General features: G+C 41.4%; 27 protein-coding genes and 1 pseudogene. 7 read left to right on the top strand and 21 right to left on the bottom strand.

From position 1 onward, the window contains the following. The first annotated feature begins 120 nt into the window (after positions 1-120). The 5 genes from O3643_RS04985 to O3643_RS04965 all read left to right on the top strand — a co-directional run bounded on the left by O3643_RS04985 (position 121) and on the right by O3643_RS04965 (position 5,948). Entirely contained in the window at positions 121-516 is a 396-nt protein-coding gene (locus O3643_RS04985; protein ID WP_371500261.1) for a helix-hairpin-helix domain-containing protein, read from the top strand. Between the two features lie 367 nt (positions 517-883). After that, positions 884-1,462, top strand: a complete 579-nt coding sequence (locus tag O3643_RS04980) for a flavin reductase family protein (protein ID WP_371500259.1) — start codon at positions 884-886, stop codon at positions 1,460-1,462. After that, on the top strand, positions 1,449-2,012 hold the full coding sequence (locus O3643_RS04975; RefSeq protein WP_371500257.1) for a GNAT family N-acetyltransferase: 564 nt from the start codon (positions 1,449-1,451) through the stop codon (positions 2,010-2,012). Before O3643_RS04980 ends, O3643_RS04975 begins: the two co-directional genes overlap by 14 nt. Next, entirely contained in the window at positions 2,009-3,283 is a 1,275-nt protein-coding gene (locus O3643_RS04970) for a hypothetical protein (RefSeq protein WP_371500255.1), read from the top strand. Before O3643_RS04975 ends, O3643_RS04970 begins: the two co-directional genes overlap by 4 nt. A 13-nt stretch (positions 3,284-3,296) precedes the next feature. Then, positions 3,297-5,948: a valine--tRNA ligase gene (locus O3643_RS04965; protein ID WP_371500253.1), complete on the top strand. Its 2,652-nt coding sequence runs from the start codon at positions 3,297-3,299 to the stop codon at positions 5,946-5,948. 51 nt (positions 5,949-5,999) lie between these two features. Here the strand turns inward: O3643_RS04965 and O3643_RS04960 are convergent, their stop codons facing one another. From O3643_RS04960 to O3643_RS04900, 13 genes and pseudogenes are all read right to left on the bottom strand, one after another. Then, positions 6,000-6,599, bottom strand: coding sequence for a response regulator transcription factor (locus tag O3643_RS04960; RefSeq protein WP_247913141.1), 600 nt, complete (start codon positions 6,597-6,599; stop codon positions 6,000-6,002). Next, positions 6,600-7,697, bottom strand: a complete 1,098-nt coding sequence (locus O3643_RS04955) for a sensor histidine kinase (protein ID WP_371500250.1) — start codon at positions 7,695-7,697, stop codon at positions 6,600-6,602. It abuts the gene before it with no gap. Then, entirely contained in the window at positions 7,697-8,434 is a 738-nt protein-coding gene (locus tag O3643_RS04950) for an ABC transporter permease (RefSeq protein ID WP_371500248.1), read from the bottom strand. The genes O3643_RS04955 and O3643_RS04950 overlap by 1 nt, the downstream gene beginning before the upstream one ends. 1 nt (position 8,435) lies before the next feature. Continuing rightward, positions 8,436-9,320, bottom strand: a complete 885-nt coding sequence (locus O3643_RS04945; protein WP_371500246.1) for an ABC transporter ATP-binding protein — start codon at positions 9,318-9,320, stop codon at positions 8,436-8,438. Next, a complete protein-coding gene (locus tag O3643_RS04940; RefSeq protein ID WP_006154913.1) occupies positions 9,307-9,501 on the bottom strand; it encodes a hypothetical protein in 195 nt (64 codons plus the stop codon). The genes O3643_RS04945 and O3643_RS04940 overlap by 14 nt, the downstream gene beginning before the upstream one ends. Then, entirely contained in the window at positions 9,498-9,689 is a 192-nt protein-coding gene (locus O3643_RS04935) for a hypothetical protein (protein ID WP_006152799.1), read from the bottom strand. Before O3643_RS04935 ends, O3643_RS04940 begins: the two co-directional genes overlap by 4 nt. Positions 9,690-9,830: 141 nt before the next feature. Next, complete coding sequence (locus tag O3643_RS04930; protein WP_225749942.1) at positions 9,831-11,495, bottom strand: DAK2 domain-containing protein; 1,665 nt, start codon at positions 11,493-11,495, stop codon at positions 9,831-9,833. 2 nt (positions 11,496-11,497) lie between these two features. Next, positions 11,498-11,863: an Asp23/Gls24 family envelope stress response protein gene (locus O3643_RS04925; protein WP_000216443.1), complete on the bottom strand. Its 366-nt coding sequence runs from the start codon at positions 11,861-11,863 to the stop codon at positions 11,498-11,500. Between the two features lie 153 nt (positions 11,864-12,016). Then, positions 12,017-12,205, bottom strand: a complete 189-nt coding sequence (rpmB, locus tag O3643_RS04920) for a 50S ribosomal protein L28 (protein WP_001140948.1) — start codon at positions 12,203-12,205, stop codon at positions 12,017-12,019. 106 nt (positions 12,206-12,311) lie between these two features. Next, entirely contained in the window at positions 12,312-12,986 is a 675-nt protein-coding gene (locus tag O3643_RS04915; RefSeq protein ID WP_036758119.1) for a hypothetical protein, read from the bottom strand. 4 nt (positions 12,987-12,990) lie between these two features. Then, positions 12,991-13,437, bottom strand: coding sequence for a LytTR family DNA-binding domain-containing protein (locus O3643_RS04910; RefSeq protein WP_004250544.1), 447 nt, complete (start codon positions 13,435-13,437; stop codon positions 12,991-12,993). Positions 13,438-13,555: 118 nt separating this feature from the next. Then, positions 13,556-14,059 (bottom strand): phosphatase PAP2 family protein, encoded by a 504-nt coding sequence (locus tag O3643_RS04905; protein WP_371500242.1) that lies wholly within the window; start codon positions 14,057-14,059, stop codon positions 13,556-13,558. A 113-nt stretch (positions 14,060-14,172) separates the two neighbouring features. Continuing rightward, positions 14,173-14,325, bottom strand: a pseudogene (locus tag O3643_RS04900) (ABC transporter ATP-binding protein); the annotation flags it as partial. Positions 14,326-14,681: 356 nt separating this feature from the next. On the opposite strand from O3643_RS04900, the gene O3643_RS04895 reads away from it, so the two are divergent. Further along, on the top strand, positions 14,682-15,365 hold the full coding sequence (locus tag O3643_RS04895) for a hypothetical protein (RefSeq protein ID WP_371500240.1): 684 nt from the start codon (positions 14,682-14,684) through the stop codon (positions 15,363-15,365). A gap of 44 nt (positions 15,366-15,409) precedes the next feature. Here O3643_RS04895 and O3643_RS04890 read toward each other — a convergent pair whose 3' ends face one another. Next, a complete protein-coding gene (locus tag O3643_RS04890; protein WP_074324471.1) occupies positions 15,410-16,126 on the bottom strand; it encodes a YebC/PmpR family DNA-binding transcriptional regulator in 717 nt (238 codons plus the stop codon). Positions 16,127-16,223: 97 nt separating this feature from the next. Beyond that, positions 16,224-17,594, bottom strand: a complete 1,371-nt coding sequence (locus O3643_RS04885; RefSeq protein WP_247913152.1) for an MATE family efflux transporter — start codon at positions 17,592-17,594, stop codon at positions 16,224-16,226. 108 nt (positions 17,595-17,702) lie between these two features. On the opposite strand from O3643_RS04885, the gene O3643_RS04880 reads away from it, so the two are divergent. Continuing rightward, positions 17,703-18,257, top strand: coding sequence for a GNAT family N-acetyltransferase (locus tag O3643_RS04880; RefSeq protein ID WP_371500237.1), 555 nt, complete (start codon positions 17,703-17,705; stop codon positions 18,255-18,257). A 44-nt stretch (positions 18,258-18,301) separates the two neighbouring features. Here the strand turns inward: O3643_RS04880 and recA are convergent, their stop codons facing one another. The 6 genes from recA to O3643_RS04850 form a co-directional block, all read right to left on the bottom strand. Beyond that, on the bottom strand, positions 18,302-19,450 hold the full coding sequence (recA, locus tag O3643_RS04875; RefSeq protein ID WP_006149228.1) for a recombinase RecA: 1,149 nt from the start codon (positions 19,448-19,450) through the stop codon (positions 18,302-18,304). A gap of 54 nt (positions 19,451-19,504) precedes the next feature. Next, a complete protein-coding gene (locus O3643_RS04870) occupies positions 19,505-20,761 on the bottom strand; it encodes a competence/damage-inducible protein A (RefSeq protein ID WP_371500235.1) in 1,257 nt (418 codons plus the stop codon). Positions 20,762-20,837: 76 nt separating this feature from the next. Next, on the bottom strand, positions 20,838-21,896 hold the full coding sequence (locus tag O3643_RS04865; RefSeq protein WP_371500233.1) for an LCP family protein: 1,059 nt from the start codon (positions 21,894-21,896) through the stop codon (positions 20,838-20,840). Between the two features lie 4 nt (positions 21,897-21,900). After that, positions 21,901-22,422, bottom strand: coding sequence for an N-acetyltransferase family protein (locus tag O3643_RS04860; RefSeq protein ID WP_371500231.1), 522 nt, complete (start codon positions 22,420-22,422; stop codon positions 21,901-21,903). Continuing rightward, entirely contained in the window at positions 22,412-22,855 is a 444-nt protein-coding gene (gene tsaE / locus O3643_RS04855; protein WP_371500229.1) for a tRNA (adenosine(37)-N6)-threonylcarbamoyltransferase complex ATPase subunit type 1 TsaE, read from the bottom strand. The genes O3643_RS04860 and tsaE overlap by 11 nt, the downstream gene beginning before the upstream one ends. A gap of 89 nt (positions 22,856-22,944) precedes the next feature. Continuing rightward, positions 22,945-24,366, bottom strand: a complete 1,422-nt coding sequence (locus tag O3643_RS04850) for an NCS2 family permease (RefSeq protein WP_371500227.1) — start codon at positions 24,364-24,366, stop codon at positions 22,945-22,947. Between the last annotated feature and the right edge of the window lie 97 nt (positions 24,367-24,463).

Genomic DNA, 24,463 nt, shown 5'->3' with positions numbered 1-24,463 from the left:
ATAGGACTCCTATCTTTCTAAACTAACATGCCTTGCATTTCCCAAAGAAAGTTGATACAATAAAACATAAAGATTTATCCTTGTTCAATCACAGGGGTTTTTTATTGAAAGGATCTTATCATGTCAAAAAAACTACAACGTAAAAAACAATTAAGAAACAACCTTCGTCGTTCAGGTGCACTTTCAAATGCTGTAAACAAGGTTGTCGAAGAAACAAAAAAAGTTGTGAAGCATGCTGAAAAAGCAGCAAGTGAGGCAGGAAAAGCTGTCTCTAAGCAAGTAGAAAAAGCTGTAGAATCAACTAAAGAGCAAGCCCACAAGCTTACAACTTCTGTTGAAGATTTCGCAGCTGACCTAGGCGGACTTCCACTTGACCGTGCTAAAACTTTCTACGATGAAGGGATCAAGTCTGCTGCTGACTTCAAAAACTGGACAGAAAAAGAACTCCTTGCCTTAAAAGGAATCGGTCCAGCTACTATTAAGAAATTAAAAGAAAACGGCATCAAGTTCAAGTAATCTTTCTTGTCCCTTGCATTTCCGTCAAAAACTTGTTAAAATAAAGCCATTAGAGGTGTTTTGAGTCCCACATTTTACAGAAAGTGGCGGAGCTGAGAAGTCCACAAATGTGTCAAAACTGGTTGCTAATGGATGAAAATGAAATATTAGAATTATCTTTTTGTTTCCTTTTAGGACTAGGCAGCGAGTTGCAGGCTGTACTCAAGTACGCCAAGACGAGCTAACGACGTCATAAAAGTGAAACAAGAAGATTAAAGTTGCGGGCATCTGCCCGAAATTGGGTGGTACCGCGGATAAACACATTCGTCCCTGTCAGATTAATGACAGGGGCGATTTTTTTGTTGCGACCTAGCAAAAGGAGGTTGTCATGAAACAATCTTTCAAAACAAGTAAACTCTACTATGGTTTTCCTATCTTCATCTTAGGGTATCAGGATCAGAACTTTGGGTACAATATCACAACCTGCAGTTCCTCTTATAGTCTGGGCGATTGGCTGGTTATCGGTGTTGGTGCTGAGGAAAATGCAGCCGACCAGATTAAGCATTATCAACAGTTTACCGTAAACATCCCTGATGAAAACTTCATGCTCGAAATGGAACAGGCTGGCTTTATCAGCCATCGGGAGAAATTGAAACATTTGGGACTTGACTACGAGATTTCTGAACAGACTCAGGCGCCGATTTTAGAGGCTTGTCCAGTCGTATTGGATTGCCAGGTGGATAGGATTATCGAGGAAGATGGCATCTGCCATATCTTTGCCAAGATTATCGACCGTCTGGCTGATCCAAAGCTCTTAGATGATAAGGGCCATTTTAAAAATGACCGCTTTGCGCCGACTTACTTTATGGGGGACGGCCATCAGCGCGTTTATCGTTATCTAGATGACCGAGTCGATCCCATGGGAAGCTTTATCAAGAAAGCGAGGAAGAAGGATGACAAGAGCTGAACTACCAGAACGAATAGAGACTGACCGACTTGTCTTACGAGTTCGTACAGTAGCTGATGCTGAGGATATTCATGCCTACGCTAGTCTGCCAGAAGTCTCTTATCCAGCGGGCTTTCCGCCCGTCAAGACCTTGGCAGATGAAATTTACTATCTGGAGCATATCCTTCCTGAACGCAATCAAAAGGACAATCTCCCAGCTGGCTACGGCATTGTGGTCAAAGGGACTGATAAAGTTATAGGATCTGTTGATTTCAACCATCGCCACGAAGACGATGTGCTGGAGATTGGCTATACCTTGCACCCAGACTATTGGGGCCGAGGTTATGTGCCAGAAGCAGCGCGTGCATTGGTCAAACTGGCTTTTAAAGAATTGAACCTACACAAGATTGAATTGTCTTGCTTTGGTTACAACCTTCAAAGTCAACGAGTTGCGGAAAAATTAGGATTTACCCTTGAAGCTCGCATCCGAGACCGCAAAGATGCTCAAGGCAACCGCTGTGATGATTTGAGATATGGCTTGCTGAAGAGTGAGTGGGAGATGAAAAAATGAAATGGATGCTTATCTTATTACTTATACCTGTATTTTTTTACTTTTATACCAAGAAAAAGAATAATAATAAAAAGGTAGATTTTGGCTACTCTAATGAAATTATTCCAAATACTGATTATGAAGTATCTCCAATAAACGAAGAATTTTTAGCTCTTATGCCTAAAATTGAGTTCTTACCTACAGAGATTAATCTTGATGAAAAACCTGTTCATGAGATTTTAGATGGAAATGTTGTAGCGAAATTAGATGCTCTTGTGCCTCAAATCGTTCAAAATTTCACCAATCATGTCAAAAATAAACCTATTGAAGAGTTATTAAATAAAGTCAAAGAAGGTAATATTTATCAAGTAGTTATCCCACCTGAAGCAAAACTTTACGATTCTAAAGAAGTTCTTGGAGCTTTTCGTGGTGGTTACACCATAAATAATAAACTTGCTGGTCAAGCCAATCTTATACCAATGGATGTTGAAAATTTAACAGCTATATCAAATACAGTAGCTGATGTAATGAATATTTCCTCCATGGTTGTAGGTCAATATTATATGGCTCAAATTGATACTAAAATGGCAGAAATGCAAGAAGGAATAGATAAAATATATGATTTTCAACAAACTGAATTTAAAGCTAGAATAATAGCTTTAATAGGAAAAGTTGGGAACATTTCCAAATTTAATATCGAAATCATTGAGAATGATGAATTGAGAAAACGTTCTTTAGATGACTTGAATCGATATAGGGATGATGCAGTTGAATTATTACAACAAGTCAATTTAACAATAGAAAATATCGTATCTAAAGGTCACAACTCTGAATTCAATAAATACCAAGAAAGTATTGATGATCTTGATAGACTGATTAGATTTCAACAATACTTGCTCTCAATTTTAGAAGAAATTGGACGATTAATTTATCTATTAAACAAGGGTACCGTATCTTCTGATCATTGTTATTCTTTATATAACATTTATATTGAACAATCTACTGATGCTAGAAATTTATTAAATCAATGGCATGATGAGAGCATCAAAACATTTGCACTTGATTTGGATAATAAGAGATATGCTAAACAAGGTTGGGAAGGATTATTATTCGAAATCCCTGGAATGATTATCAATGATTGGAAATATAATGAAATACCTGATTCTGTAATCACACAAATTTATAAACAACTAGATAATTCACTTGAGATAAAAAATACAACTGAGAATTTACTCGAAAAAGAAACTAAAATAATCTCAAAAGACGGTAAATATTATTATCTAACTGAATAAAAGGAGAACACACATGTCTAAAGAACTTTCACCTAAATACAATCCAGCCGAGGTTGAGGCTGGTCGTTACCAAAAATGGCTTGACGAGGATGTTTTCAAGCCTTCTGGCGATAAAAAAGCTAAGCCATACTCTATCGTCATTCCACCACCAAACGTAACTGGGAAACTCCACCTCGGTCACGCTTGGGATACTACTTTGCAAGATATCATCATCCGTCAAAAACGCATGCAAGGTTTTGATACACTTTGGCTTCCTGGTATGGACCATGCTGGGATTGCGACTCAAGCTAAGGTTGAGGAGCGCTTGCGTGGCGAGGGCATCAGCCGTTATGATCTCGGTCGTGAAAAATTCCTTGACAAAGTCTGGGAATGGAAAGACGAGTATGCCACTACTATCAAGGAACAATGGGGCAAGATGGGGCTCTCTGTTGACTACTCTCGCGAGCGTTTTACGCTTGACGAAGGCTTGTCAAAAGCTGTTCGTAAGGTCTTTGTGGACCTTTACAAGAAAGGCTGGATCTATCGTGGTGAGTTTATCATCAACTGGGACCCAGCAGCTCGCACAGCCCTTTCTGATATCGAGGTGATCCATAAGGATGTTGAAGGTGCCTTCTACCACATGAACTACATGCTGGAAGACGGCTCATGCGCCCTTGAAGTGGCAACCACTCGTCCTGAGACTATGTTTGGGGACGTTGCGGTTGCGGTCAATCCAGAAGACCCACGCTACAAGGACTTGATTGGTAAAAATGTTATCCTTCCAATCGCTAATAAATTGATTCCAATCGTTGGGGATGAGCATGCTGATCCTGAGTTTGGTACTGGTGTCGTGAAAATCACGCCTGCCCACGATCCAAACGACTTCTTGGTTGGTCAACGCCATAACTTGCCACAAGTTAACGTCATGAACGATGACGGAACTATGAATGACTTGGCCTTTGAATTTGCAGGTATGGACCGCTTTGAAGCTCGTAAGGCAGTCGTTGCTAAGTTGGAAGAAATCGGTGCCCTCGTCAAAATTGAAAAACGTGTCCACAGTGTTGGTCACTCAGAACGTACAGGTGTTGTAGTTGAGCCACGCTTGTCTACTCAATGGTTCGTCAAGATGGACCAATTGGCTAAGAATGCCATTGCCAATCAAGACACAGACGACAAGGTAGAATTCTACCCACCTCGTTTCAACGATACCTTCCTTCAATGGATGGAAAATGTTCACGACTGGGTTATCTCTCGTCAGCTCTGGTGGGGTCACCAAATCCCTGCTTGGTACAATGCTGAGGGTGAAATGTACGTCGGTGAAGAAGCTCCAGAAGGCGACGGATGGACTCAGGACGAAGACGTCTTGGATACGTGGTTCAGTTCTGCCCTTTGGCCATTCTCAACTATGGGCTGGCCTGATGTCGACTCAGAAGACTTCAAACGTTACTTCCCAACTTCAACCTTGGTTACAGGTTACGACATCATCTTCTTCTGGGTGTCTCGTATGATCTTCCAATCATTGGAATTCACTGGCCGTCAGCCATTCCAAAATGTCCTTATCCACGGTCTCATTCGTGACGAGCAAGGACGTAAGATGTCTAAATCTCTCGGTAACGGGATTGACCCAATGGATGTTATTGAGAAATACGGTGCTGATGCCCTTCGTTGGTTCCTTTCAAACGGATCTGCACCAGGGCAAGACGTGCGCTTCTCTTACGAGAAAATGGATGCTTCATGGAACTTCATTAACAAGATCTGGAACATCTCTCGCTACATCCTCATGAACAATGAAGGTTTGACCCTTGAGCAAGCAACTGCCAATGTCGAAAAAGTTGTTAACAAGGAAGCTGGAAATGTCACAGACCGCTGGATTCTTCACAACCTCAATGAAACCATCGGAAAAGCTACTGCTAACTTTGATAAGTTTGAATTTGGTGTAGCTGGTCACATCCTCTACAACTTCATCTGGGATGAGTTTGCGGACTGGTATGTTGAGTTGACTAAGGAAGTCCTTTATAGCGATAACGAAGAAGAGAAAGTCATCACACGTTCTGTTCTCCTTTATACTTTAGACAAGATCCTTCGTCTCCTTCACCCAATCATGCCATTCGTGACCGAGGAAATCTTTGGGCAAATCTCAGAAGGCTCTATCGTCACAGCAGCATACCCAACTGTCAACCCAGCCTTTGAAGACCTCGCTGCCCACACTGGTGTGGAAAGTCTCAAGGACTTGATCCGTGCTGTTCGTAATGCGCGTGCGGAAGTAAACGTTGCTCCAAGCAAGCCGATCACCATCCTTGTTAAGACAAGCGATAGCGACTTGGAAGCCTTCTTTAACAGCAATGTCAACTACATCAAACGTTTCACAAATCCAGAGCACTTGGAAATCGCATCAAACATCCCTGCACCTGAACTCGCTATGTCAAGTGTTATCACAGGAGCAGAAATCTACTTGCCGCTGGCAGACCTCCTCAATGTCGAAGAAGAGTTGGCTCGTCTCGACAAGGAACTGGCTAAATGGCAAAAAGAACTGGATATGGTCGGTAAGAAGCTCTCTAACGAACGCTTCGTAGCCAATGCCAAACCAGAAGTCGTCCAAAAAGAACGCGACAAACAAGCCGACTACCAAGCCAAATACGATGCGACCGTAGCACGTATTGATGAGATGAAGAAGTTGGTGAAATAAACAAAAAAATCTCTTAGATTCATTTCTAAGAGATTTTTTCTTTCTCTCCCCTCACAACCAACCTTCTTCTTCGGCAGTTTTAGCTGCTTCGGTTCGGTTGCTTGCGCCTAGTTTGGAGAGGATATTGGTCATGTAATTACGGACGGTTCCGTTTGAGAGGTAGAGCTTGTCCGCAATTTCTTGGTTGGACAGCCCCTGTGCTACTCCATGCAAAACAGCGACTTCTTGCTCGGTCAAGGGATTGGGATGGGTCATCATGACTTCCATGAGCTCTGGAGAATATTCCTTGCGTCCCTCTAACACCGTATGCAGGGTTTGCATGAGCTCGGCGATGCTCCGCTCTTTCAAGACATAGGCGTCGACTCCTGCTTTGACCGCTCGTTCAAAATAGCCTGGGCGTTTAAAGGTCGTAACGATAACCACCTTGGTTTCAGGCACTTCTTGTTTGATCCACTCGAGCGCTTCTAGTCCCGTCTTTACTGGCATTTCGACGTCAAGGATGGCAATATCTACTGCTTCTTTCCCTAAAACCTCAATAGCTTCAGATCCATTTTTCGCCTGCAAGACAGCCTCCACATCTGGTTGAAAACTCAAGAGCTGGCACATGGCATCTCTAAGCATACTTTGATCTTCTGCGACTAATACTTTCATCTACTTTCTCTCCTTATAAGGCAGATGCACGCGCACCTCTGTGGGATCTTTCAAACTGACCAGCTCTACTTGACCTGAGAATGCTGCTGCACGGTCACGGACTGTATGGAGTTCATTCCCTTTTACAGTTGCAAATCCTTTCCCGTCATCTCTAACTGTCAGGAGCAATTCCTGATCTGTACGTTCCAGTTTTAGATAGGCTTTTTCAGCGCTAGCATGCTTGATGATATTGGTCGCCAGTTCTAACAAAATCATAGCAGCTGTCGACTCTACATCTTGGGTCAAACTAGCCTTGTCCAACTGATTGTCAACCTGAACTTCAATCCCAGCAATCTCTAGCATCTTTTTGACAGTCTCAAGCTCTGAAGCTAGGGTCCGTGATTTCAGATTTTCCACAATGGTTCGCACTTCATTCATGGAATCCTTGCTGATCTGGTGAATTTCTTTTAATTCCTTCTCCACCTGTGGATAAGCCTGCATCTGAAATAACTGCAAGGCTAAATCTGTCTTGACACTTAGCATAGCAAAGGTATGTCCCAAGCTATCATGCAAATCCTGACCGATACGACTACGTTCATTTTCAGCAAGCAATAGATTTATCTGGGCATTTTGCTTGGCCTGAGCTTCTTTCAAATCCTCCACAATACGAATCCGAACCAAGCCAAAAGTCATTAAATCGATAAAAGTGAGAATTCCAAGTAGATAGACTAGAAACTCAACTTCAACTTCCTGAAAAATCAAAAGTTGCCCCACAACAAGGACTTGAGCAAGGAGAAAAGTTCGGACATGTAAAGAATTAAAACTACGTACGCCGAAATGATAAATTAAGAGATTGGCAAGGAAAAAGAAGAACCAGATATAATTTACACCAACAAAGGCAGTATAGCCAGCTACATAGGCTAGCATGATAACCCAACAGAGCCAGGATAAACGCTGACTCTTGGTGGTTAAAACACCTAAGTAAGCCAAGACAAATAGAATATCAATCAACAAATGCCAGCTAGGAAGCTCCCCAGTCACTACAGGAACGATGGGAAAAACCATAAAAATCAAACTGGCCCAATACATATAATCTATGCTTTTCAGTCTTACAAGCATTAAGCATTCTCCTTATGACCTTGAAGGTAAATGGTCAAACCAAACAAAACTGTTGAAAAAACAAGTAGATAAACTGTGGCTGATAAATTGATGCCACCCTCGTTTAAGAAGGTCTTGAGCAACTCCATCAACTGGTAGGTTGGCAGGCACTTACCGATTGCTTGCATCCAGTCTGGAAATAAAGTGATAGGCATCCAGAGTCCGCCTAAAACAGCCAAGCCTAGATAGAGAAGATTCCCCACGACTGACATCAGCTGACTAGAAGGCAAGAGTGTCAGGGTCAAGCCAAGTGCTACAAAGGCAACACTTCCTACTATCAGCAAGAGCGCAGCCCCAATCCAGCTTCCTAAAGGCATATCCACACCTCTGGCCAAGTGCCCAACTGAGAAAACAACCAGGATTGAAACCAGATAATCAACCATCATACTTGTTATCTTTGATAGATAATATTCTACCATATTTACTGGAGTATGGCGTAATGTTTTCTGCCAGTTGTTGATCTTGTCGGTATGTAAGACAGCTGGAAATGAAAACATAGCTGTCGACATCATGGAAAAGGCTGTCATGGAGATGAGGTAATCACGCATAAAATTATCTGGTCCACCAGGTGTGTCCTGGTACATACCTGAAAAGAATAAATAGAAGGCTGTCGGCATCCCTACGGATAACAGATAATAGACTAATTGTCGTTTGGTCAATAGAAATTCTATCTTATTTAGTGCGATCCATCGTTTCATCTTAGTCATCTCCTTTTTGTGTTTCTTCAAAGATTGTATCCAACAAGCTACGATTATTGACTTCAATTTCTTGAATCCTACATCCTGCTTGCACTAACAGTTCCCAGAAAGCATCTGCTTCGCGTGTGACTACTTGTAGAGCATCTTGTTTTTGTGACCAGTTTTCAACCAAGTTTGACTGTTCAACGACTTCCTTATAAGCCAGAGGTAGGATAAAGTGCTTTTCAATCTCCTCACTGCGCATGGCTAGAGGTGTTGTATCGCGAATCAACTCTCCCTTATTCAAGACCAAGATTCGGTCCGCTGTATGTTCTACCTCTTCGATATAATGGGACGAATAGAGAATGGTAACTCCCTGCGCTTTTAGATCCTGGACAATTTCCCAAAAACGTTGACGGGTTGAAGTATCCATGGCAGCAGTTGGTTCATCTAAAAAGACAAGCTTTGGTCGCCCAATCAAGGTCAAGACAAAAGAGAAGAGACGCTTTTGCCCACCTGACAATTTTTCTGCCAATTGTTCTTTTTGTTGCTTGTCAAACTGCAATAGTTGATCGATTTCTTGGTTGCTCAAGGGATTTGGGTAAATGCTTTGAAAGAAAGCAATCAACTCTTTAACCTTTAGTTTTTGAACAATGACATTTTCTTGAGGGAGATAGGATCTAGTGTAGTCTAACTTGGAACTCGTCACTGGCAACCCTTGAATGGATACTTGACCGCTTGTAACCAGTTTATCTCCAAGCAAACAGTCCAGCAGTGTGGTCTTCCCAGCACCATTGGGACCAATCAAAGCGACGCATTCACCTTCAGCTACCTCAAAGGAAATATCCTTCAAAATAGCCTTTCCCTTGATGTTTTTATTTAGGCTTTCTACCTTAATCATGTTCATGATATTCTCCTTTCAGCCACTCCTTTCCCATCGGAAAGGCGATAAAAATCATAAATCCTAATCCCCAGGCACCACGAATAGCTTGGTGAAGGAAGGCTTGATCAAACCAACCTGTAAACATTTCGACCAACCATACCACTAGTGATAGTCCAATAAAAAGATAGAGAATCGCTTTTTTCATTTTTCAAACTCCTTTTTCACATCTGAGACCAATTTCAAACCTTCTCGAATCAACCAAGACATGATTCCAAAGCTTGCAAATAACTCCCAAGGAAAATGATAAAAGCCTTCATCCAATCCTGAAAACATGAGATAAGTCATGACTCCTGCTGCTACTAAACTCATTGCGACAATTACTTTATGTTTCATTTTGTTCTTCCTCCATTTGATATATCTAGTATAATTCTTTGAAGCATGTGCCACTAGAAGCTTCTGTCATAAGGAGATATGACAAATGTCACAAAAAAAGAAAGTTGATTTCTCAACTTTCTTTTTTCTATTATTTAATCTTTATTCCACACTGAAAAGATATGGATAAACCGGTTGTTGACCTTGGTGAATTTCTACTTCGACATCTTCGAATTCTTCTGCGATTTCTTGAGCAATTTCATTTGCCAATTCTTCACTTCCGTCTTCGCCAACATAGAAAGTTACGATTTCACTGTCTTCATCCAACATGTGTTTCAAGGTTTCAGTCAAGGTTTGGTGCATATCAGGATTTGATACGAGAATCTTACCATCCACCATACCAAGATTGTCATTTTCATGAATTTCTAGACCATCAATAGTCGTGTCACGAACGGCTGTTGTTACACTACCGCTGACAACATCGCCAAGGGCTGCAGTCATGCGTTCTTGGTTTTCTTCGATAGACTTGCTTGGGTCAAATGCTAGAAGGCTAGTCAATCCTTGAGGAATTGTACGCGCTTCTACTACAACAGCTGGTTGTTCCAATACTTCAGCTGCAGATTGAGCTGCCATGAAGATGTTTTTGTTGTTTGGCAAGAAGATGATGTTACGAGCATTAACTTTCTCAACAGCCTTGACAAAGTCTTCTGTCGAAGGGTTCATGGTTTGTCCACCCTCGATGACATAGTCCACACCTTGAGCACGGAAGATGTCTGCCAATCCTTGTCCAGCTACTACTGCGATAAGGGCATATTCTTTTTCTTCAGCTGGCTTGCTGACTTGAGCTTCTTTTTCCACTTGAGCTTCGTGTTGGTTACGCATGTTATCGACTTTAACCTTGACCAAGCTACCATATTTGAGACCTTCTTGCATAACAAGTCCTGGATCTTCTGTATGGACGTGAACTTTAACGATTTCGTCATCATTAACAACAAGTAGAGAATCCCCAAGTTCGTTCAAGTAGTTACGGAATTCTTCGTAGTCAAACTCTTTAGCATAAGTTGGACCTTGTTTAAGAGCAACCATGATTTCAGTACAGTAACCAAAGGTAATGTCTTCTGTTGCCACATGTCCAGCTACAGATTTGTGGTGTTCTGCATTGATCATCTCACCCATATTGGCTGGAGTCGCTACAAAGTCTTCAGACGCACTGTATTCACCAGTAAGAGCTGAAAGGAATCCTTCGTAGATGAAGACCAAACCTTGACCACCTGAGTCCACAACTCCAACTTCCTTCAATACTGGAAGCATTTCTGGAGTTTTAGCAAGGGCTGCTTTAGCTCCTTCCAAGGCTGCACGCATAACCTCAACTGCGTCATCTGTCTGCTCTGCTTTTTTCTTAGCACCGATGGCAGCACCACGTGATACTGTCAAGATTGTCCCTTCAACAGGCTTCATAACAGCCTTGTAGGCAACCTCAACACCTGATTGGAAGGCAAGAGCTAGGTCTTTTCCTGTTAGCTCTTCTTTTGTCTTGATGGCTTGTGAAAATCCGCGGAAAAGCTGAGAAGTGATAACTCCTGAGTTCCCACGCGCACCCATCAAAAGACCTTTAGCCAAGATACTTGCAGCCTCACCAACAGTTGAAGCTGGTTTGTCTGCTACTTCTTTAGCACCATTTTCGATCGTCATTCCCATGTTTGTTCCTGTATCTCCGTCTGGAACTGGGAAGACGTTCAATGAATTGACATATTCGGCTTGCTTGTTCAAACGAGTTGAAGCAGCCTGTACCATTTCTTGAAATAAGCTTGTAGTAATATTTGACACGATTATTCTCCTACAACTTTGATATTTTGAATGTAGACATTCACAGTTTGAGCAGTGATCCCAAGTTGGTTCTCTAGGCTAAAGCGAACTCGTTCTTGGATGTTTTTTGAAACTTCACTGATTTTTGTACCGTAGCTCAATACAGTATATACATCAACTGCAATACTACCGTCTTCAGCTGCTTTAACGACTACACCTTTTGAATAATTTTCCTTACCAAGAAGGGCTTGGAAATTATCTTTGAGGGCATTTTTACTAGCCATACCGACTACACCAAAAATTTCAGTTGCTGCACCACCTACGACAGTAGCGATTACATCATCTGTCAGTTCGACTTGACCATCTTTTGTATTAATTTTTACAGTCATTTTTTTTACCTCAAATAGTTGATACTCTATTTTATCATATTTCAGCCCAACTGTAAAAGCAGAATGATGTATCATCGGATATTTGCTTGATTTTTCAAATGATTTCAGCTTTCGAGCAAAACAAAAAAGACCCTGTAGGTCTTTTCATGTTTATTAAACGCGTTCTACTTTTCCTGATTTCAAAGCACGAGCTGAAGCCCAAACTTTTTTAGGTTTACCATCGATAAGAACAGTAACTTTTTGAAGGTTTGGTTTTACGGCACGTTTAGTTTGGTTCATCGCGTGTGAACGGTTGTTTCCTGATACAGTCTTACGACCTGTAAAGTAACATACTTTAGCCATTGTGTTTTCCTCCTATTAGATCTAATATAGCGGATGTGCTAGCACCACATACCGTACTATGTTATCACACTTTCTTATTTTTGGCAAGGGAATTGGAAGACTTTTTTTATTTGACGTAGACAACTTCTAATTTACCAAAAGCTACCTCTCCACGGATAATCAAGGTTTTGCTGGTTGGGGCTACAGGAGCATCTGCCTTAGCTACTCCACAAGAAGTCTCCACCTTCAGGTCCACTCTCCAGTGTTGGGGCACATAGATAACTGCATTCCCTAAACTGACTTCTACCTTCAAGGTTGCACTATCGCCTAACATCTCTGCATTGTCATAATAAATCTTGGCATTTCCACAGCTAACTTCAAACTGGTCTTCTACCAAGTCTTGGTCCTGTTTGTAAAAAGTTCCACTACCAAAGGAAACTTCCTTTTCTGTTAGAATGGTCTTTTCAGCGTCATACCACCATTTTTTCTCGTTCCATGTTTTGTTCGAATTAGTCAACATGCCAACTCCGAGAACGATTAGCACTCCCGCCCAGAACAATGATTGATTGGGAATCGGTAAAATGTCATAAAAATGATTCGCAATCATGAGGGCCACTAGGGCTGTAAAAGAGGCTGAAGTGAAATGACGACGAAGGATTGCCTCAACTGATTGATAGGCAAAAAATCCAATACCAATCAAGGGCCAAATCTGCCCTCCAAATGAAGGAATTCCAAAATTCCCCTGTAATAATACTAAAGCTGCCAATACTAGCAACACAATACCAAATGCTTTCTTTTTCATATTCTTACCTCATGTTTCTTAGATTTTCTTTTAGGAGGGATTGGTAGTGCCGTGACACGTGAACCTCCTTGTGGGTTTGATAAAAGGAAATAGTGCCTGTCCCTGAGAAGGACTTGTCAACCGAGTAAACTTGCCGGATATTGGCAATGGTCGACTTGGATACCCGACTGAAATAACGTGGCAGGATAGACTCCAACTCATAAAGCTTGAGCCGAACCTCGTAGGCCTCTTTCTGGGTATGGGCGTAAATCTTGCTACCTTCCGTCTCAAAGAAGAGGATTTCTGCCAAGTCTAAGTAGTACTCACCCGTCCCCTTGTAAAAGATCAACCTAGGAGCCTTGGTTTCTTGCAAGAGTCGTTGCAAGTCAGCTATCTCATCTGTCAGGGCTGCAGCCTTGATGACAATCTCTGTCTCAGTTAATTCACTATCAATCTCGATTCGTAACTTCATCCTATCTCCTTTCTGCATCTACTATACCAAAGGCCAGAAGACTTTACAAGGGCAAAAAAGCAAGTGGTCACTTTTAACCCGTAAGTGGTTACGAGGCCAAGCCCACTTGCTTTGCTTCTTACAAAATAAAGAAAAGAATTCCCAAGAGGAGACCACAGGCGTAGCCAACTAAAACATCCTTGGGATAATGAACGCCTCCTAAGACCCGCACAAGACCGAGAAGAACTGATAAGATCAACAAAACCAACCCCACAGGCAGATTTGCATGCAAGCAAGCCATGGAAATGATGGTTGCCGAAAAGACGTGGCGACTAGGCATTGAATTCCCAGAGCTGTCCTTATCTAGTAGTGGGACAATTTCCCAAGTTTCATAGGGACGCGGTTGATTGATCCACTTACGTACAAGCGTCAATAGGAGAAATCCTAAAGCTGGAACTAAAATATAAGCGTAAAGGTCTTGTCCCAAGCCCTTGCTTATAAGGACTGTTCCCAATAAGCTCAAGTAGGCCAAGGGCATCAGAACTGTCATCATGCGATTAAAGACTCGCATCAATTGCAATAATTGTGGGTGTCGAAGAAGACTTGATTTCCTCTTATCGTACCACTCTTGATAGTTTTTCATCTGTTTTCTCGTTGTTTCTAGATTTTACACAAGAAGCCTGACAGAACAAGTCTGCAAGCATCTCCTATTCTAGTATAGTGCAGAAAAAGAAGGCCGTCAAGCCTTCTTTTGATTTATTCTTCTGCTTCGTCTTCTGTAAATTGACTATTGTAGAGGTCTGCATAGAAACCACCCTGAGCCATAAGCTCTTCATGATTGCCTTGCTCAATGATGTTTCCTTCTTTCATGACCAGAATCAAGTCAGCATTGCGGATCGTTGACAATGACTCCACCACTACTGCCCAAATCCAGTATTCTGACATGCCAAGGATTTTCCCAATGGCCCAAATAGCCATGATAGGACCACGAGTGACCACTTGGAGTCCCATGGTAAAGAGCATTTGAATCTGCGTGATATCATTAGTCGTCCGAGTCAATAGACTGGAGATTGAAAAACGTTTAAAGACCAACATCGGTTTATCCATTCTTTCTCCCTTCTAAGTAAAAATAGTTCTCATAAGAACATTTAAGTTTCAATGAGAACTATCTAAGCAGTAATTGACATCAGCTCTTATTTTATCTATAATAAACACTATCTCACACCTATAAGAATACACCCTGATTAGAAATGAGAAACTTACAAATGAAACATAAAGAAGAGAAAATTTTAGGAATCTTTGCCATCATCTTTGGAACCCTGGCCCTTCTTGGTTCCTGGCTACCAATCATTAGCATTCTAGCCTTTTTCTTTGCCATTATTGCTATCGCCCTAGGCATTTTTGGTATTGGCCTTAATCTCAAAAATCGTAAAATATTGGCTATTATCGGAACAAGCCTAGGTATTCTATCCATTTTTCTTGTCTTAATGACGCAAGTATTACCTTCTGGTGTCTTTACTGACTTGGCTAAAAACTTTCGACACCCATATAGAAGTCTGACCTCTTTAACAGAGGATGAGGAATTTGGAAAATTACCAGATTATAAACCAGACGAGAATCATGATGAAGAGGATATCGAAGATACCGGTACCTTCTCTTGGACCCAGGAGCAGTTCGATGCTTTGATAGAGGGAGACACTGCAAACAGAGGAAAAGGCGGCTCCAACTACAAAGATATCATCAGCAAGCATGGATTACCAGATTCTGAAATTGAGTCAACCTCAGGTGATTACGACATTAAGAAAATCACCTATCTATCCCTCGGTTCAAACACCAAGACAGTCGTACTCACTTTCGCAAAGCAGGAAAACGGCCAGTTTCTTCTCATCCGAAAATTTGCCCTAGGCTTGGATAGAAAAGAGAAAACTGATGATGGAGTGAAAGTTTAACATAACAAAAAAGCGAACAGCTATTAAGGCTGTTCGCTTTTCTATTAGAATCCATCTACATTGGTATAGATTTTTTGGACATCTTCGTCATCTTCAAGAACGCCATAAAGTTTTTCAAAGGTTTCAAGGTCATCCCCTGACAACTCAACTTCTGATTGAGGAATCATCTCAAGTTCTGTTACTTGGAATTCTTCGATACCAGATTCACGCAAAGCCACAATGGCTTTGTGAAGGTCAGTTGGAGCTGTGTAAACAGTGATTGTTCCTTCTTCTGCTTCTACATCGTCTACATCGACATCTGCTTCAAGCAAGAGTTCAAAGATAGCATCAGCGTCATCACCAGCAAATACGATGACACCCTTGTTGTCAAAGAGGTAAGATACTGAACCTGAAGCTCCCATGTTTCCGCCGTTTTTACCAAAGGCAGCACGGACATTAGCAGCTGTACGGTTAACGTTTGAAGTCAAGGTATCCACGATGAGCATTGAACCATTTGGCCCAAAGCCTTCGTAACGTCCTTCTGTAAAGGTTTCGTCTGTATTTCCTTTAGCCTTATCCAAAGCCTTATCAATAACGTGTTTTGGCACTTGCGCTTGTTTAGCACGGTCGATAACGAATTTCAAAGCTGAGTTTGATTCTGGATCTGGATCACCTTTTTTAGCTGCTACATAGATTTCTACACCAAATTTTGCATATACTTTAGAGTTAGCTCCATCTTTAGCCGTCTTCTTGGCTACGATATTGGCCCATTTACGTCCCATTAGGAATCTCCTTTTTTCACATTTTAATCTTTCTTATTATAACACAAGTCTAGTCGATTTTCACTAGAGGAAATGGATTTTTCTTTTATAAATGAAGCTAGGATTGTCCGCCGACAGCCAAGATTTTCTTGCCTTCTTTTATCCAAGGGTGCTGAGAGAGTGAGATATAAAGCTGTGCAGTCATAACAAGCCAAAGTAGCGGTTCACATAGAATCACACCTGTATAACCTGCCCAAGGAATAATCCAAGCGACGAAAACAATTTTCCCGATAAATTCGATAAAACTAGATATGAGGGGTAAGAGTTTTTGACCGAGTCCCTGCAAACTATTTCTATAAATCAACAAAAGACTCAAAAACGGATAGAAAACAGAACTAATACGTAGGTACAAGGTCCCATTTTCAATCAAGTAACCATCTGTTGAACTCGCTAAGAAAGAAACTAGGCTAGGACTTGCAAAAAATAGGAACACACAAGCAAAGGTTGCCCAAGCCATACTCAAATAGCTCCCTAAACGAAGACCTTGGACGATACGATCTGGACGTTTTGCCCCAAAGTTTTGAGAGATAAAAGTCGTCATAGAAGCCGAAATTGCCGTCATTGGCAATAGAGCAAAAGCCATAATTCTACGTGCTGCCGTTTGGGCACTGATAATAACTGCTCCAAAGCCATTAACAGAGGATTGCAAGATGACACTTCCGACAGAGACGATTGAACCCATCAGCCCCATGGCTAGCCCCTGCTCCAAGAGATCAACATAGAGAGCCTTGTTCCATTTGAAATGCTTAAGTTCTGGAAGAAGCTCTGGAACACTCTTGCGGATATAGAAATAACAGAGAATAGCGGACAAACCTTGCGAGATGATAGTTGCAAGACCTGCAGATTGAACCCCCAACTGCAGTTGTGTAATAAAATATAAATCTAGAATGACATTAACAATGGCTGAAAAGATAAGAAAAGCAAGTGCCGCAAGGCTATCACCAATCGAGCGTAGTAATCCTGCAAAGAGATTATAAGCAAAGCTAACTCCCACGCAGCTAACAATCATTGAGATGTATTCATAGGATTGGGGGAGGATTTCTGCAGGTGTTTCGAGATATTGTAAGAGCGGATAAAGGCCGAAGAAACCCATCAGCATGACAAGAGCACTCAGGATTGCACCTAAAATCCAAGTCGCTGCGACAGCCTCTTTAATCTTTGTGAAATTACGAGCACCATAAAGCCGAGCAATAACAACTCCCATCCCATTTCCGACTCCGAGAGCAAAGCCAATAATCAAATCAAAAATAGCTGTCGTAGCTCCGACTGCCGCCAAGGAATTTTGTCCCAAAAAACGCCCAACAATCAAAATATCAGCTGTATTGTAGAGTTGCTGAAAGATGTTGGACAATAGAATCGGTAATGCAAAACTAATCAGTGAAGGAAGAATGGGACCATGAATCAAGTCCACCGTTGATTTTTTATTCATAAGGCTATTATATCAGCTTTCAAGTTGAGGAACAAGGGAGTTTCCTTAAGAAAGCGTTGCCTATATGTAAACAATCTGGTATAATCGTGACAGAAAAGGAGGGTATGTATGAGCTTAACAAGTCAGTTAATTACAAATGTATTCCCAGACCTTGAGAAAGTGGAACAATTAAACAAGGAGGCCTTCCCTGAAGAAGAACGCGTCTCTTTGGAGGAATTTTTAAGTTACCAGGATAGAGATGACGCCCACTTTTTCGCCTTTTATAACGAAGAAGAATTTGTCGGCTTCGCTTTTGCCATTTCTAATCAAAAAGCTTTCTACATTAGCTTCTTTGCCATTATGCCCCATCTCCGCAGTCATGGGTACGGGAGAGAAATCATTGAAAAACTCATTGATTTTTACCAGCGTACCATGATTCTTGAAGTGGAGCGATTAGATGAAGACTGTGACAATCTCGAACAACGAAAAGCCCGCATGGACTTTTACTTACAAAATGGCTTTAAAACTGCCAACGCCTTCTTGGAATACGAGGGAATGAGTTTCGAAATTCTCTATCGTGGCGACCACTTTGATGAAGAGGCCTATCGGAACATCTTTCAAAAATTGCAAGAAGAGAACTACTTCGACTTTCGTATCGAATACCGACGCTTTAGTGACCACTAGTCATCATGAAACAAAAAGTAGCAGTTTTACTGCTACTTTTCTTTTTATTCTTCAATTTCGATTTCAAGAGCGTCGCCCAAATCAAGTGTTACTTCTTGGTTAGAATCTGCATCAGCTGCTGCACTTGCTTTAGAGCCTTCTTCCTCTTCAATTAAACCATATTGAACACGAACTTGGTGGTCAATTTCATCAAAGATTTCTGGGTGATCTGCTAAGTATTTTTTAGCATTCTCAGAACCTTGTCCGATTTTTTCACCCTTGTATGAGTACCAAGCACCTGCTTTTTGGATAATATCCAAATCACTAGCAATCTTCAAGAGTTCACCAGTTCTAGAAATCCCTTCACCATACATGATTTCAACAAGAGCTTCTTTGAACGGTGGAGCCACCTTGTTTTTCACAACTTTAATCTTAGTTTCTTTACCAACATTCGTATCTTTTTGGTCACCAGTTCCCTTGATTTGTGTACTTCCACGCACATCCAAACGGACTGAAGCATAGAATTTAAGGGCGCGTCCACCAGGAGTTGTTTCTGGATTTCCAAACATAACCCCTACTTTTTCACGCAATTGGTTGATGAAGATAGCAATTGTCTTTGTCTTGTTGATAGAAGCACCGAGTTTACGCATAGCTTGGCTCATCATACGAGCTTGAAGACCAACGTGGCTATCTCCGATATCTCCATCGATTTCCGCACGAGGTACAAGAGCTGCAACTGAGTCAATAACCACAAGGTCAACCGCACCTGAGTCGATCAATTTCCCTGCAATTTCAAGACCTTGCTCACCTGAGTCTGGTTGTGACAAGAGCAATTCGTCAATGTTAACCCCAAGAGCTGCTGCATAGGCTGGGTCAAGAGCGTGTTCCGCATCGATAAAGGCTGCAATTCCGCCTTCTTTTTGTGCTTGCGCTACAGCGTGAAGGGCAACTGTTGTCTTACCTGATGACTCTGGACCGTAGATTTCGATGATACGCCCCTTTGGATAACCACCTGAACCGAGTGCAATATCAAGTGCCAAAGAGCCTGAACTCATCACTTGCACTTTTTGTTCTGCTCGCTCACCCAAGCGCATGATTGAACCCTTACCGAAGTCTTTTTCAATCAATTTAAGGGCATCATTCAAAGCTTTTTCACGATCAGCTCCAAATTTTTTTCCAATTTCATCTAATTTTTTTGTTGGTTTTTTCGCCATTTTGTTCTCCTATATTTTAATGATTCTAAGAACCTTATTCTATTATATCAAAAGTCAGTCACTTAATAAAGCTTTGCGAACCAAGTTAAAAGCATGCATGACTGCAATCTTACGAACATCCACTCGGCTTCTTCCAGCTATATTGACTTGAATGACTTCGGTACCTGATGCTTGAGATAGGCCGATGAAAACTGTCCCTGCTGGATGCCCTTCTAGGCTATCCGGACCAGCCACACCTGTCAAGCTAACTCCAAAGTCTGATTGAGTTTTAAGCCGTGCCTGATTTGCCATTTTTTCCGCCGTAAAGGCTGAAACAACTCCATGTTTTTCCAACTCTACTTGTGGAATATCTAACATCTTAGCCTTTTCTTCCAGACTATAAGTGACAAAACCACCTTTAAAGATAGCTGACACTCCCGAAAAGTCTGCCAAAGTTGCTTGAAAAAGCCCTGCTGTCAAACTTTCCGCAGCCGTTATGGTTTTATGCTGCTTTTTCAACTCCTCAACAACTACACTAGCTAGACTCGCTTCCTCACCATAACCATAGCAAATATCCTTTAAAGCAACACCTTCAAAAGTCTGGCGAGCAAGAATTTTTTCCTCCAGATTATCCAAAGCTTTTCTAGCCTCGCCCTCACTGCGAGCCTTGGTAGACAAACGCAGAGTCACTTCTCCTATTTTTGCATAAGGGGCCAAGGTTGGATCTGTCTGCTCTTCAATCAAATCCGACAGAATCGTTACTAGCTGGCTCTCGCCAATGCCAAAGAAACGAAGCACACGTGAGTACAACTTAGCTCCAGTTGTCAATCTTGGCAGTAATTCATTTAAAACCATGGGTTTCAGTTCACTTGGCGGACCTGGTAGGACGACATAGGTCACGCCAGCCACCTCAATCATGCCTCCGACTGCTAGTCCTGTTTCATTAGGTAGCGGGATTGAACCCTCAACGATTTGAGCTTGGCGTTCATTATTTGGAGTTCGGGCATAGTCCGGTCGATGAGCAAAGAAATTATCTAATTTAGCCTGCGCTTGAGCATCAAAAGTTAAATCACGCCTTAGAAATTGTGCCAAGGTTTGTTTGGTCAAGTCATCCTCTGTCGGTCCCAGTCCTCCTGTTAGGATAACCAGATTGCTACGATTCTTAGCAATCTCCAACAAGGATAAGAGACGAGCCTCATTATCTCCTACAGCCGTTTGGAAGTAGACATCAACACCGATTTCAGCCAACTTTTCAGATAAAAACTGAGCATTGGTATTGACAATTTGACCTGTTAGAATCTCTGTTCCAACAGCTATGATTTCCGCTTTCATTTTTTCCTCCTACCTATCTATTCGGATTTCTTTGAAAAAATCGCAGGAAAATTCCTACGATTTTAGTATTCATTTCTTATTGTTCTTGTTGTACTTGTTGGCCTTGTTGTTCTTGATCTGCAACAGAACCAGTTGTTTGTGGTAAACGCCCATAAATATTTTCATATAAGACTACATTTGTCTCCAATTCGGTCACTTCTGGCTTATCCAATGAACGACGTAAAAGATTTTGCATCTCTAACATATGCTCAGATGTCACGATTTGGTAAGATACTCCGTCAATCATTGCATCCTCTCCACGTAATTGCTGAGACTCAATATTCTTAAAGGAATCTTGATAGCCCATCAACTGAGGAATCGTTGTTGTCGTAATCTCGATATTTGTCTGCATGTTATCGCTAAGAGCCTTCAAAATTTCTTGGTAGTGGCTGACACTATTCAAACTAAGAATTTTTTCAACAATCTTTTGGATGACTTCGCGCTGACGTTTCTGACGACCGTAGTCTCCCTCTGGATCCTGATAGCGCATGCGTGAGTATACTAGCGCCTCGTCACCATTTAGGGTTTGTTCCCCAACACCGATAGAAATCGTGTTAAATGGTTCCTGGTCTTGGATAGAGATTGGGAAACCTAGAGTGTTGTTTACTGTGATACCTCCGACAGCATCAACCATTCTTTGAAGACCGTGCATATTGACCATCACATAGCGGTCGATGTGGATATTCATCATTTTTTGAATGGTCGAAATGGCAAGCTCTGCCCCACCATCAGCATAGGCAGCGTTGAGTTTAGCTTCTCTAACACTACCATCTGGTTGTTGGATTTGTGTCAGAATATCACGTTCCAAACTCATCATAACGACTTTCTTGGTTTTCGGATTCACTGTTACCAAGATCATTGAATCACTATTTCCTGCCCATGGGTCTGTACGTTCAACATTCCCCGTATCTACCCCCATAAGAAGGATTGTCAATGGTTCAGTTGCCTCGATAACCTTGGTTTCTTCTCCGATTTGTTTATAAGTTTTGGCTAAAGTCTGTGTACTTTGTTGGTAGATAGTATAGGCATAAGCTCCCACACCAAGCACTGTCACAAGAACAAAGCCTAAAAACATTCCGATTATTTTTTTTGCCATATATTTATTTGTCTATCAGTCGACCCATTTGGTAAACGTCAAGAAACTCTCCTCCTTCTATACAAGCGCCGCGTTCCTGCTGGCCTTCGATGATGAAGTCCAGCTTTTTATATAGATGAACAGCTGCCAGATTTCGTTTTTGAACTGTCAATTGTAAGCGGCGAATACTTCCGCTCGATTGGGCCCACTCAATAGCTTCTTCCATCAAGATACTACCGAGACCATTTCCCCAATAGGCTTTTTTAATACCCAAAAAGATATCCCCAATATGCCGAACTCGTGGACGTTGATCAGCCGTTATATTGATCACTCCTGCCAATTCTTCATTCAAATAAGCTAGTAAAGTAATCTGATTATCCGACTGGGCCTGCTTGTTAATAAAACGCTGCATCTCAGATTCACTCATTGCAATTCCATTTTCATCCAGACTGGTAAAACTAGATTCATGACCAATCTGATCCAAAAGTGCAATAAGTTCTGTAGCATCTTGGGCTTCTGCTTCACGAATTAATAAATCATACTCCATCTGTCAACCTCTGCAAGAGTTCTGTCGCTCGTTGACCATGAGCATGAAAGACAACTTCACGGCCCTCACCATCTTTAAGAATTTCTAATTCCAGATAGTCTGATGGGAGAGCCTCGCCTAATAGGTGTCCCCACTCAATAACCGTCACACCTGAACCAAAAAGAAATTCATCAAGGTCGATTGAATCTGCATCCCCTTCGATGCGGTAAACATCCAAGTGATATAAGGGTAGGCGTCCTTCATATTCTCGAACAATGGTATAAGTAGGACTTTTGATCATTTGATGAATCCCTAGTCCTTTAGCTAGACCTTTTGTAAGTGTTGTTTTCCCAGCACCTAATTCACCAGTCAAAATCAATACATCATTTTTCTCTAGTAAAGAACCTAACTCTTGTCCAAGAGCAATGAGTTCATCTTCATTTTTTATGTGCATGTTATTATTATACCAAAAAGTTTTCTTTTGCGACATTTCTAGTAATAAAAAAAGAGGAGAATCCTCCTTCTTTTTTTAAGTTTTTATCATTAGTTAAGAGCCATGCTGATGTAGTTCAAGATGAACAGAGCGTCTAAAATCCAGATCATGACATGTACTTCCTTAACTTGACCTTTAACAATCTTCGCTAAAGTGTAAGTTAGGAAACCAACAGCAATCCCTTGTGTAATGGAGTAACTGAATCCCATAAAGATAGATGTGAAGAAGGCTGGAATAGCTTCTGACATATCATCCCAAGGAATGTTTTTCAAGTTAGAGAGCATCATAATTCCGACGATAATCAAAATTGGTGCTGTCGCAGCTGAAGGCACAATGGCAAGAAGTGGGCTAAAGAAGCTTGATAGAGCAAAACAGATAGCAACAACTAAGGCTGTCAATCCAGTACGTCCACCAGCACCGATCCCTGCTGCTGACTCAATATAAGTTGTAACGTTTGAAGTACCTGCAATGGCACCAACTGATGTCGCCACCAAGTCAGAATATAGAGCCTTATCCAATTTAGCTGATTCATTGTTCTCACCACTTGATGCGATGATCCCAACTTTTTCACCTGTACCGATAAGAGTACCAATTGTATCAAAAATATCAGTCAATGAGAAGGCAAGAATGGCCATCAAGGTTTCAGGTAAACGTGAAGTATTTGAAATCAGAGAACCCAAACCTTCTGAACCAAGGGCTGCACCAAATAAAGTTCCTAGGTCATTAACTGCTGCTGAAAGATTGTTGCTAGCAAAATCGATTCCTGACAAATTAACAAGACCAACCGCAATCGCAAGGACTGTCGTTGTTAAGATAGAAAGGATGATTCCACCTTTAATACCTTTGACAACAAAGAAGATTGTAATGGCAAGACCTGCAATAGCTACCAATACTGCTAGAGTATTGAAATCTACCAATCCTGGAACAGCTGCTGCATTTGCAGTAATCGCTGCTTGAGCCTTATCTGCTCCTTCACCTGCTACAGTATAAGTTCCTGGGTCAATTGAGAATTTCAAGAGACCAGCATTCTTAATACCAACATAGGCGAGGAAAACACCAATACCAGCTGAAATTGCTGAACGAAGAGTTGCAGGAATAGACTCAATGATCATTTTACGAACATTGGTTAAGGTGATAATCAGAGAAATGATCCCACAGATGAAGACCATCCCAAGAGCTTCTTTCCAAGTATAGCCCATTCCGAATACAACCGTAAATGTAAAGAAAGCATTAAGTCCCATACCTGGAGCTTGTGCGTATGGCAAATTAGCATAGAAAGCCATCATCAAAGTTCCTACTACAGAACCGATGATTGTTGCCAAGAATACACCCTGAACAGGCATTCCTGTTTGCGAAAGCATTTGAGGGTTTACAAAGAGAATATAACTCATTGCAAAGAAAGTTGTTAAACCAGCAAGCACCTCTGTACGGACATCTGTCCCGTGCTCTTTTAGTTTAAATAATTTGTCCATTTTTAATCTCCTTTGTCATTTTACGAACAATATGACTATTATATCATCAATCATTCACATTTTCAAGCTGTTTTTCCTATTTTTAAAAATTCTTAAA

This window comes from Streptococcus sp. 20925_1_44 (genome assembly GCF_041432435.1).
Taxonomy (GTDB): domain Bacteria; phylum Bacillota; class Bacilli; order Lactobacillales; family Streptococcaceae; genus Streptococcus; species Streptococcus infantis.
This window is presented reverse-complemented; position numbering and strand designations above follow the sequence as displayed.